Source organism: Alienimonas chondri, from assembly GCF_013036045.1.
GTDB lineage: Bacteria > Planctomycetota > Planctomycetia > Planctomycetales > Planctomycetaceae > Alienimonas > Alienimonas chondri.
In genome coordinates, this window is record NZ_WTPX01000163.1 from 1 (window position 1) to 10,057 (window position 10,057).

11 protein-coding genes are annotated in these 10,057 nt (G+C 68.9%); 7 read left to right on the forward strand and 4 right to left on the reverse strand.

The window, feature by feature from the left end:
- Positions 1 to 1,634: 1,634 nt before the first annotated feature.
- Positions 1,635 to 3,056, forward strand: a complete 1,422-nt coding sequence (locus LzC2_RS18075) for a Trx7/PDZ domain-containing (seleno)protein (protein WP_171189433.1) — start codon at positions 1,635 to 1,637, stop codon at positions 3,054 to 3,056.
- Between the two features lie 27 nt (positions 3,057 to 3,083).
- Here LzC2_RS18075 and LzC2_RS18080 read toward each other — a convergent pair whose 3' ends face one another.
- The 3 genes from LzC2_RS18080 to LzC2_RS18090 form a co-directional block, all read right to left on the reverse strand.
- Complete coding sequence (locus LzC2_RS18080) at positions 3,084 to 3,611, reverse strand: hypothetical protein (protein ID WP_171189434.1); 528 nt, start codon at positions 3,609 to 3,611, stop codon at positions 3,084 to 3,086.
- A 101-nt stretch (positions 3,612 to 3,712) separates the two neighbouring features.
- Positions 3,713 to 4,138 carry a type II toxin-antitoxin system VapC family toxin gene (locus LzC2_RS18085; RefSeq protein ID WP_171189435.1) on the reverse strand — a complete coding sequence of 142 codons (426 nt, stop codon included), beginning with the start codon at positions 4,136 to 4,138 and terminating at the stop codon, positions 3,713 to 3,715.
- Positions 4,135 to 4,377, reverse strand: coding sequence for a hypothetical protein (locus LzC2_RS18090; RefSeq protein ID WP_171189436.1), 243 nt, complete (start codon positions 4,375 to 4,377; stop codon positions 4,135 to 4,137). The genes LzC2_RS18085 and LzC2_RS18090 overlap by 4 nt, the downstream gene beginning before the upstream one ends.
- 261 nt (positions 4,378 to 4,638) lie before the next feature.
- Between LzC2_RS18090 and LzC2_RS18095 the strand changes: the two genes are divergently transcribed.
- The 6 genes from LzC2_RS18095 to LzC2_RS18120 all read left to right on the forward strand — a co-directional run bounded on the left by LzC2_RS18095 (position 4,639) and on the right by LzC2_RS18120 (position 8,380).
- Entirely contained in the window at positions 4,639 to 5,046 is a 408-nt protein-coding gene (locus tag LzC2_RS18095; RefSeq protein ID WP_171189437.1) for a hypothetical protein, read from the forward strand.
- Entirely contained in the window at positions 5,043 to 5,507 is a 465-nt protein-coding gene (locus tag LzC2_RS18100; RefSeq protein WP_171189438.1) for a hypothetical protein, read from the forward strand. The genes LzC2_RS18095 and LzC2_RS18100 overlap by 4 nt, the downstream gene beginning before the upstream one ends.
- Positions 5,504 to 6,490, forward strand: coding sequence for a hypothetical protein (locus tag LzC2_RS18105; protein ID WP_171189439.1), 987 nt, complete (start codon positions 5,504 to 5,506; stop codon positions 6,488 to 6,490). The genes LzC2_RS18100 and LzC2_RS18105 overlap by 4 nt, the downstream gene beginning before the upstream one ends.
- A 47-nt stretch (positions 6,491 to 6,537) precedes the next feature.
- Entirely contained in the window at positions 6,538 to 7,110 is a 573-nt protein-coding gene (locus LzC2_RS22635; protein ID WP_171189440.1) for a thioredoxin family protein, read from the forward strand.
- Positions 7,111 to 7,226: 116 nt separating this feature from the next.
- Complete coding sequence (locus tag LzC2_RS18115) at positions 7,227 to 7,784, forward strand: ribosome-binding factor A (protein WP_171189441.1); 558 nt, start codon at positions 7,227 to 7,229, stop codon at positions 7,782 to 7,784.
- Complete coding sequence (locus LzC2_RS18120; RefSeq protein ID WP_171189442.1) at positions 7,781 to 8,380, forward strand: DUF6939 family protein; 600 nt, start codon at positions 7,781 to 7,783, stop codon at positions 8,378 to 8,380. Before LzC2_RS18115 ends, LzC2_RS18120 begins: the two co-directional genes overlap by 4 nt.
- A 94-nt stretch (positions 8,381 to 8,474) precedes the next feature.
- Here the strand turns inward: LzC2_RS18120 and LzC2_RS18125 are convergent, their stop codons facing one another.
- A complete protein-coding gene (locus tag LzC2_RS18125; protein WP_171189443.1) occupies positions 8,475 to 9,878 on the reverse strand; it encodes a DUF1501 domain-containing protein in 1,404 nt (467 codons plus the stop codon).
- Positions 9,879 to 10,057: the final 179 nt, after the last annotated feature.

The window sequence follows — 10,057 nt, forward strand, 5'->3', positions numbered from 1 at the left end:
GCTCCCGACCCCCTCCCCCTCTGGCCCTACCTCCTCGCGACCGCCCTCGCCCTCTGGCTCATCGACGTGGCGTTGCGGCGGTTGGATGTGCCCGCGGTGTGGTCCCGCCTACGCCCGGCGACGGCGTGAGGGGGACTGGTGGAAGGTCGAAGGGGGCAGGGGAAAGGTGCGAGCACTCCTCCACGTCCCCCGCTTCGCCGTCGCCGTTAGGCGGCGCGCTGACGGCGTCCGACGCCCCCTCCCCATTGGGTGGCATGCCTTCAGCCTCTTTAGGCTGTAGGCATGTTCGAGTGACGCCCGAACTGTTCTTCCTCAGGCTCGCACCCGTCAGAGTCCATGCCTACGCCTCTCCGCTGACGCTCCGAGCCGAAGGCATGCCACCCGGCCGCTTCGCTGCGACGGCCGGAGAGAGCATGGCACCCGGCGTGGAGGCCGTCAGCAGGGTGAGGGCAATGCCGTCAACGCCTAGCACTGCACCTGTTTGTGTTCGTGCGTACACCAGTCGAGTGCATCAATGTGGGTTCAAACAAGTGGACAGACTTGCAAAATGCAAAAATGTTATCGGCCCCCCCCTGCACGTCACCCTTCACTGATTCCCACTTACCTGCAATGCAGAATTCCGAGAGCGGCCCGAGGGGTCTGGGAGTTCTCTGAGACGGAAATAATCTATTATGACAGAGTATTACGACGCCGAGCCCGAAGGACACATGTGTCAGAATGTGTCGGAATATGTCAAGCACGACGTTGACACCACTGAGAGATGTAGCCTATTCTCATCCCCCCAGACACACTGTACAGTGTGTCAGTCGGTACAAGTGATTTGTACACTACTGAACACGTGTGCGAAGCGGCTGGGTGCAGGACAGGCTGGCTAGTGCTGGCCGACCGGCGGACGGAGGCGCAACGAAGAAAGCCCGACGACCTCCTGTCATCGGGCTAACAACACGTCGATTGTCAACGATCCGGCAAGCCTGGCAGCAATCCGAATCGTCGACTAATGCAGTGTCGAGCGACACTCTACTGAGAACCTACGGCCGCTTGCGGGTCCGCCGCTTGCGGCTGAGGTTCTTTACGGAGCTCACCGCATAGCGGACGAGTTCCGTCACGGTGGCCGTAGCCACCACCTTGCCCAGAAAAGCTGCTACTGCGAGCATCTTTTCCTTTCATTGGCCCGCCTCGAAGGCGAAGGCCGGATGCGGGCCGGTACCGGCCCTGACCGGAAGGGGTCTTCCGATGGCCGGGATCGTAAGGGCAAGCGGCGTCCGGTGGCAATACAAAATCCGGTGAACCTGTGTTCTAGTCGGCTGTTTGGCTGACATGGATCGGTCCTGCGTTTCAGGGCGATCCTGCAAATGAGGGGGCGCCGGCGTGTGCCACTGGCGTCCCGCCAGTGCTGTGCGACGCGGTGAATCGAGCGACGCCCGAACTTTGGTTCACGTCGCTCTCACTGGCGAGACGCCAGTGGCACACGGTTGTTCGTTCACGCACGTTCCCGCCCGGGAGGTGGTGGCGTGCGTTCCCCCGCGATCCGCGTCTCGTTCCCCCGGGCGACCGACGCGGGATTCCCGCGCGGGGATCGGATACGATCCCACGCGATCTCTCCGATCCGTTCGCTCTCACAAGGGAATCGACTGATGTCGCTGATCTCGTCGTTTGACCGCCGGTCGGCCGCCGCCCTGCCGTTGGCGCTGGCCGCGGCGTTAGTCGGGTGCGACGGGAGTACGGTCGCGCCGGAAGCGCTCGCGCAGGAAACCGAGACCCAGCTTGATCGCGACGCGGAGGACTGGTTCCAACCGGAGGCCGACCCGCAAACCCTCAAGCGGGCGCTGGGGGACGACGCGGTCTCGGAACGGTGGATTTACCACGATCTGGACGCGGCCCGACGGGACGCCCGACGGACCGGCAAGCCGATTCTCGCGTTGTTCCGCTGCGTCCCCTGCGGATCCGCCCCGACGCTGGACGGGGCCCTCTGCACCGTCGGGGGGGCGGAGGCCTCGCAATTCGAACGGGAGATCACGGCCGCCGGCGGGGAACTCGATGCGCTGCTCGATCAATTCACCGTGGTTCGGATGGTGAAAATGAACGGCGTCAACCGCCACGTGTTCGCCTTCGACCGCGACGTCCCGCACGCGGCGGTTTTCCTGAACGCTGACGGCACGGTCTACGGGCGCTACGGGACGCGGATCTCCAAAGACCGCAAGGAACTCGTTCGGCACAAATTAAGTTCGTTTCAGCAGTCGCTCAAACGCGTGCTGGAACTTCACGAGGACGCTCCGCGGAATGAAGCGGAACTGGCCGGCAAACGCCCCGCGCCCGCGGGGCCGGCCCTGGCGGAGGAGCTGCCGGCCTTCGAGCCGTTCCCCGCGAAGCACAATCCGCCGTTGGTCAGTAACTGCATCCACTGCCACACCGTCGGCGAGGCCGAACTGCGGCAGACGATCCTCGACGGCGATCTCGCCCTCCGCGATCTGTGGCCGTTCCCCCGTGCGGAGAACCTCGGCATGACGATCGCCGTCGACCACGGTCTGAAGCTGGAATCGGTCGCCCCGCGGTCCGCCGCCGCCGCGGCGGGCCTGAAACCCGGCGACCTGCTGCTCGAACTGAACGGGCAACCGTTGGTCTCCGAGGCCGACGTGCAATGGGTCCTGCATCACGCCCCGGACGAGGCGTCCCTGCCGATGGAGGTCCGCCGCGACGGGGAGACGGTCCGCACAACGATCCGACTCGCGGGCGACTGGAGGAAATCCGACGGCAACTGGCGGGCGTCGCTCCGGCCGGCCCGACCGAACATGCGACTGGTCCCCGATCCGCAGAAGCGGCGGAAAGGAATCGCTCCCGACGAAACGGGCCTCACCGTGAACTGGCCCACCGGCAAAGCCGCGGAGGCGGGCCTGAAAAACAAGGACCTGCTGGTCGCCGTCGACGGCCGCACCGACCTGCTGCTCGAAGCGGACTTCCTCAAGTACATCCATTTCGACCGCCCCGACGCAGACAGCGTCCAGCTGACGGTGCTTCGAAGAGGCCGCCGGATGACCGTCACCCTCCCCGTGCGATAGTCGGCGACTCGGGCGTCCGCCGTTCCCTCAGCTCGGCGGCCAGGGTTTGTCGACGTTGCAGCGTCTGCGATGGTCGGCGTCGGCCATGGCGGGCTGGTTCGTCACGATGATCCGCTGGTTCTCGCCTTCCAGCGTGCGTTCGAGCTGTATTTCATAGTCCGAGAACTCGTAGTACACGACCGATTCGTCCTCGTCGCGGTCGTCCCAGTAGGGGGCGCCGAGTTCGTCCACGAGGTCGGCCGGTCGGACCGTCGCTCGACCGACGGCGAGCCGTCCCGAGAACGCCTGAAACCGGCCGTCCGGATCCTCGAAGACGACCTGAAACCCGGAGCAGGTCCCGTCGTCCTCCAGATCGAGCGCCACGCCGAGGTCCCCGAATTCCAACCACCCCGGTCCGCCCAGGGAACTCCGCCCGAGGAAGGAGAAGTCTTCGACGTGCGAACCCAGCGGCGTGCCGTTGATCGCCGGCGGGGACAATTCGACGGTCAGCTCCAACCCGGGCGGCCGCGACCAGCGATTCGACGCATTGCCGCGCCGGAAGAGGAAATCGAACATCGGGGCGACGCCTGGGGACGGCGGGGGCGGGAACGCAGCGAAGCGAATGTAAAGGCGCCGAGGATCCCCGAGTAGCCGCCCGACGACGGGCGATTCGCTCGTCAGTCCGCGTCCTCGGGGAGAATGCGGAAGGCGCCGGTCACGCCGATGCGGTAGACCGAAAAGTCCTTCCGGTCCAGTGTGAGAATCGTGTCGACGCCCCGCAGTTCCGCCAGCCGTACCAGGGAAGCGTCCGCCAAGTCGACCTCCCGGTCGGCGTAGGTCGCCGCGTAGGCCTCGTACCAGTCCAGGAAGCCCGGCGGCGGCGGCTCGACCGACAGGTCGCCCTTCCGCACCAAAGCGATGATCTTCGAGACCGCGCCCCGGTAACGCCGCAGCAGGTAGAACGCCTCCGTCAACACCGGCCAGGTCGTGAGGGCCGGGGATGCGGCCTGGCCCACGGCCCGCACGCAGGCCGCGTGCCGTGGGTCGCGGGCATTGAAGGCGGCGACCAGCACGCTGGCGTCGATCAACGTCCGACCGCTCACGACCGGCCGAAGCCTTCCATGTGAACGGGGTTGGTGGAGAGGTCCGCCGGGGCGTCCGTGACGTAGCCGATGGCTCCCACTTCGTTCATCGCGTCGTACAGGCTCCGACCCGGCGGCGGGGTCGGCGGGGCGTCGGCAGCGAGCTTCGCGGCCAGCCACTGATCGACGGTCAGACCGCTCGCGGTCGCCCGCTCCGCCAGTTCGGCCAGGATCGCGTCGTCAATCGTCGGCGTCGTCATATGTGTCTCCTGCGTCGTTCTCCTCCATCGTACCCCGGGACGCTGCGGAGCGTCAAAAACCGTATTTGTCGCTTCAAAGCATCTGGAGCGCCCTCTGCCGGCGGGCTGCCGTCGGCTGCGATCGCAGTTCGTCACCGGACGGGTCGTCACATCTGATTCCCTGACAGGGGTCTACGTCGAATCGCATCGCGAAAACGTCCCGAACCGCCGTGGGGTGAGGCCGCTTGTCGGCCGCACCGCCCCCCGTTCGAGGACTTTTCAATGCGTGTTTCTGATTGGATCTGCCCCGCTCTCGCCCTGCTCGGGCCGCCGTTGGCGGCGTGGGGCGGGTACGGACTCGGCGTCGGCGCCGCCGGGGCGCTGTGGACCGGGTCGAACCTGCTCGCCGCCGGTTTGACCGGAGGCGGAGCGCTCGCCGGGCTGAGCGGGGCGCTGCTCGGCCGACCACAGGCCGGGGCGCCGGAGAAGGGGGACGACGCGCGCTCCTTCGCCGCGGACGCCGCGGTGCTGGAGGTTCTCGCCCCCGCCGCCGGCCGTCACCCGCGGGGCGCCGCGGCCCTGAAAGCATTGGCCGAACTGCTGTTCGAGGTCCACCACCCCGAGCATGCCTCGGTCGTCGCCGGCTGCGTCGAGGAACAGCGTGACGTGACGGAAGGGGGTGCGGAATGAACGCCGTTCGACTTCATGCCCCGTTCGGCCTCAAAGCGGTCCTGCTGGCCGCCGCGGCGTTCGCCCTGAGCGCCGCCGTCGCCGGGTGCTTTTCCCCGCCGCAATCCGTCGAACCGCCGCCGGTGGTCGATCCGACGGTCGATCCCGCCGACGCCGACCTGCACGCGCGGATCGCCGCGGCGCTGGCGGGCGACGCGGACGCGGCTCGTCTGTACGCGGCGTTCTACCGCCTGATCGCCGATCGACTCGAAGCCGGCGATTGGAACACGACGAGCGACCTCGCCGCGCTCGCCGGGCGGGCCGCGGCGCTGTTGGAGCTGCCGGGCCGGCTGTCCGCGGTCGTCGCGGAGGAGCTGGACCCCGTCCTCAATCCGCCCGGCCCGCTGACCGACGAGCGGCGCACCCGCGCCGCCGCCGCGTTCGCCCGCCTCGCCGACGCCTGCGGGGAGGCGGTCCGATGAGCGCCTCTACTCCACGACAAACAGTCACCCCGCCCGCCGCCCGCTTCGGCTGGGTCGGCCGAGACGCGGCCGAGCGGGCCTACGACGCCCTTCAGCAAAGCTCCTCGCCGCTGGAACCCTTCCCGCTGGCGGCGCTCTCCGCGGTCGTCTCGCCCGTCGCGGCCAGCGGCGGCGTGCGGCTGTGGGATCTGGTCCGCAAGGTGCGTGGCTCCGACACGCCGAACGTGCCGCAACAGACCGGGGACTGCGTCTCCTTCGGGGCGAAGAACGCCGTCGAGTACCTGCAATGTGCGGAGATCGCCGCGGGCGAATCCGAGGGCTTTCAACCGGTCTTCCCGCCCTTCCTGTACGCCACCGGCCGCGTGCTGGCCGGGGAGGGGCGACTGCGGGGCCGGGCCGGTTCGCTCGGCTCCTGGCAGGCCGCGGCACTGAAGGAATACGGCGTGCTGCGGACCGACGCCCCCGGTTTGCCGAGCTACTCCGGGGCCGTCGCCGACGCCTGGGGCGACGGACGCCCGGTGCGGTCGCCCGATTCGGAAGGCGGCGGGCCGCTGGGGTTCCGGGACTTCCTGGGCCTCGCCGCGGATCACCCGGTCGGCGCCGCGGCCCGGGTGCGGACGTGGGACGAAGTCGTCGCCGCGGTGGCGAACGGCTCGCCGGTGACGGTCGCCAGCGACGCCGGCTTCACGATGAAAGCGGGCCGGGACGGCTACCACGAACGCCGCGGGCGCTGGCCGCACCAGATGTGCGTCGTCGGCGTCTGCGACGACCCCGCCCGACCCTGGGCCGCCCTGCTGAACAGCTGGGGCGACGCCCACGGCCGCCTGTCCGACTGGGCGACCGGCGAGCCGTGGCCCGCCGGCACGCTCCGCATCCGTCGGGAGGCGTTGGAGGGAATGCTCCGCGGCGGGGAGGGATACGCCCTCGCCGCGTTCGCCGGCTTCCCGCCCCGCCGTCACGACTGGGGAGGACTCCTCGGATGACTCTCTCCGACTCTTTCACAGCTCTCCGTAACTCTTGTTTGTCTCTTGTGTCGAAGTTCACGGCAATTCTCCTGCTCCTCGCTCTCTCCGGCTGCGATGCGGCGGCGCCGGACGGCGATCCCGTCTCCGACCGCGTGCGGGCCGCGTTCGCCCTCGCCGCCGCCGAACGGGACGCCCCGCCGCGCCCTGACGACGGCGCCCCCGACGAGCGCACGCCCGATCCGAACTGCCCCCGCTGTCACGGGGCCGGGACCGTGCCCAGCGGCGACGGGCTGGCCCGCGTGCCGTGCGACTGCTTGGGCAGACGCTCCGAGGTTCGAAAAACGAAGGACCAAACGGGCGCCGCGTCGGCCGATCGAACCGAGGCGGCGCCGGCGCTGCGGGTGTTGGTGTTCTCGGCGAGCTGGTGCCCGAGCTGCGTGGCGATGAAGCCGGCGCTGGCCGCGGCGGGGGCCGGGTTCGAGGTGATCGACGTGGACGCCGAGCCGGAGGTGACCAGGGCGTACGGCGTCACGACGCTGCCGACGTTGATCCGATTGGAGAACGACCGGGAAACCGCGCGATCCTCCGGCACCCGGGACGTGTCCGGTCTGCGTCGGTTCCGCGATGGGGGCCACTGACGGCGCCCGGATTGAAGCCGTCACCGGGCTTCCCCCCGTCCCGGCGGGCGGCGGGGGGTCTACAATCCTCGCCCGTTTCGCTCTGCTCCCGTTCGCTCCCCCGCTCGCCCGGTTCGATGTCCAGCAAAAAACGCCACCGCGGTCAGAGCGCTCGTTCCGGGAAAGGCGGCGGCCGGTCCGGCGGTCGCGGCGAACGCACGCCGGATCGGAAGACGCTGCAGCTGTGCGGGCAGGTCCGCAAGACGCTCGATTACGTCCTCAGCGGCGAAACGGGCGACGATCTGCTGCGGCAGCTGTACGTCGCGGACGTGATGCCCGCCCCGGACGCCTCGCGGCTGCTGGCGACGCTCGCCCCGATCGACCCGGGCAGCGATCTCGACGCCGGCGCCGTGCTGGAGAAGCTCGGCTACGCTCAACCGCAGCTGCGCAGCGCCGTCGCCCGGGCGATCAATCGCAAGAAGGTGCCGGATCTGACCTTCACCCTCGCCGGCGCCGCGTTCGGCCTCCCGGACCCCGCCGCCGCGACCCCCGAAATCGGCGAGCCGATCCCGGACGATGCTGGCCGAGGTTCAAACGGACAGGGCTGCGGCCCGATGCTGGACGCCGACGCCCTCCTCGCCGCCGCCGCCGCGGAGCGGCCGCGCGAGGTTCCGTCCACCGGAGAGGAAGAGTGACCGCCGAGCACCCCGCCGTCGGGTCGAGCCCCGCGGTCGCCTCGCGGCGGAAGGCGGCGGCGACGATCGAACGCGAGTTTCCCGGCGCGACCGTGCTGGATCTCACCAGTCGCGGCTCGGCGCCGTGGGTGCGGTTCTCACCGTTCTATCCGCACGGCGGTCTGCCGGTCCCCTTCTCCCCCGGCGTGACCGCGGAGAGCGTGGAGGGCGTCTGGCAGGGGTTGAAGGTCTTCGAGACCGCGGACGTCGACCCCGCGAAGTTCGCGGTCTCCTCGATGAAAGGTCTGAAGCGGACGGTCCGCCGGTTCGGCCCGGTCCGCGGCCATCGGCGGGGCGTCGGCGGGACGGACCTGTTGGACTACGCTGCGGCCCGCCGAGCGATCTATCTGCCGACGTATCGGTTCGTCCTGGAGAATCGCGTCGCGGATCTGGTCGAAGACCTGCGAGCGTTGTGCGATCGCGGCCCGGTCGTCCTGCTCGATTATGAAACGAACGGCGACCTGAACGACCTGTCGAAGCCGCTCTCGCACGCGGCGCTGGTCGCGAAGTGGGTGCGGGGGGAATGGGGCGACGTTGAGAACGATCGATCGTTCTGAACGAGAGCGTTCCCGGCAGCCCGAGGCGCGAGCCGAGGTTGTGTTGCGTGGTCCGCGTCACCCGGCCTCGGCTTGCGCCTCGGGCTGTCGGGGGTTACGCCAGCAGTTCGGGGATGATCTGGCCGCCGAACTGGCTGAGTTGTTTGTGGCGACCGGCGTGGAAGTAGGTGAGGCGGTTGTCGTCCAGGCCCAGCAGGTGCAGCATCGTGACGTGCAGGTCGCGGATCGGGTGGACGCACTCGACGGCTTTGGCGCCGAACTCGTCCGTCGCGCCGACGACGCCCGGCTTGATCCCGCCGCCGGCCAGCAGGGTGGTCATCGCTTCGTTGTTATGACCGCGGCCCAGCGAATAGACGCCGCCGCGACGGTTGTTGTCCGGGGTGCGGCCGAACTCGCCGGTCCAGACGACCAGCGTGTCCTCCAACAAGCCCCGACGTTTCAGGTCGCGGATGAGACCGGCGAAGGGTTTATCGACGCTGGCGATCCGGGAGCCGTGGCCGCGTTCCAGGTAATCGTGGCTGTCCCAGCCGCCGCTGAAGATCTGCACGAATCGCACGCCGCGTTCGACCAACCGGCGGGCGGTCAGGCACTGCTTGCCGAACGTCGCCGTCTCCGGCCGATCGAGGCCGTACAGGGCGTGCGTTTCGGCGGTCTCGTCGGCCAGGTCGACCGCCCCGGGCACGGCGGACTGCATGCGGAAGGCGAGTTCGTAGCCGTCGGTCCGGCCGGCGAGGCGCGGGTCGTCGCCGGCGGCCGCGGCGTGGTTCGCGTTCAAGCGGGCCAGCTCGTCCAGCATCCGCCGCTGCAACGCGCGGGGCCGATGGGCGGGGGAATCGAGGTCGAGAATCGGCGACCCGGTCGGCCGCAGTCGCGTGCCGCGATATTGCGGGGGAAGGAAGCCGTTCGACCAGTTCGTCGCCCCGCCCTGCGGCGCGGCCAGCTCCGTCATCACGACATAGGAGGGCAGGTTCTCGTTGAGGCTGCCCAGTCCGTAGTTCGCCCACGCCCCGACCGCCGGGTCGGCGCCCAAACGGCTGCCGGTGTTCATATGGAACAGGGCTTCCGGGTGGTTCAACGACTCCGCCTGCAAGCCGCGATAATTGCACAGTTCGTTCGCCACGTCCGGCGCCGCGAGGTGCTCCCAGCGGTCGCACATCGACAGGCCGTTGTCGCCGACCTGGCGGAACTTGAAGGGGCTGCCGACGTAGAACTTCTCGCCGGTCTCCTGCCCCTCGGTGCGGAGCGATTCGGTTTTATGCAGCCGATCGAGCGTCGGCTTCGGGTCGAACGTATCGGCCTGGCTCGGCCCGCCCTCCATAAAGAGCATGATGACCGCCTTGGCCTTCGCCGGGGTCATCGGCGGCTTGGTTCCCTCGGACGTCGCGTCGTTGGAATACCCGTCGCGGGCCAGCAGGTCGGTCAGGGCGATCGAACCGAGGGTCGCGCCCAGCCCGCAGAGGGCTTCGCGGCGACGGATCGGGGCGGGGAAGGCGTTCATGGCGAGGCGGTTGATAGGGGGGGCGGCGATTGAATTCTCCCCTCTCCCTTGAGGGAGAGGGGCCGGGGGTGAGGGCGGCGAGCCTTCACCGGCAGTCGTTTACGGAGTGGCCATTACATATCAGTGCTTGGGAGAGCGGCGGGTTGATAAAGAATTGTCGGGCGGGGAAAGCCCCTCAC

Coding starts and splice junctions, on each gene's coding strand:
- LzC2_RS18100 (WP_171189438.1), top strand. CDS start 5,043: ATGAACGCCGTTCGACTTCATGCCCCGTTCGGCCTCAAAGCGGTCCTG.
- LzC2_RS18095 (WP_171189437.1), top strand. CDS start 4,639: ATGCGTGTTTCTGATTGGATCTGCCCCGCTCTCGCCCTGCTCGGGCCG.
- LzC2_RS18115 (WP_171189441.1), top strand. CDS start 7,227: ATGTCCAGCAAAAAACGCCACCGCGGTCAGAGCGCTCGTTCCGGGAAA.
- LzC2_RS18125 (WP_171189443.1), bottom strand. CDS start 9,878: ATGAACGCCTTCCCCGCCCCGATCCGTCGCCGCGAAGCCCTCTGCGGG.
- LzC2_RS18080 (WP_171189434.1), bottom strand. CDS start 3,611: ATGTTCGATTTCCTCTTCCGGCGCGGCAATGCGTCGAATCGCTGGTCG.
- LzC2_RS18090 (WP_171189436.1), bottom strand. CDS start 4,377: ATGACGACGCCGACGATTGACGACGCGATCCTGGCCGAACTGGCGGAG.
- LzC2_RS18105 (WP_171189439.1), top strand. CDS start 5,504: ATGAGCGCCTCTACTCCACGACAAACAGTCACCCCGCCCGCCGCCCGC.
- LzC2_RS18075 (WP_171189433.1), top strand. CDS start 1,635: ATGTCGCTGATCTCGTCGTTTGACCGCCGGTCGGCCGCCGCCCTGCCG.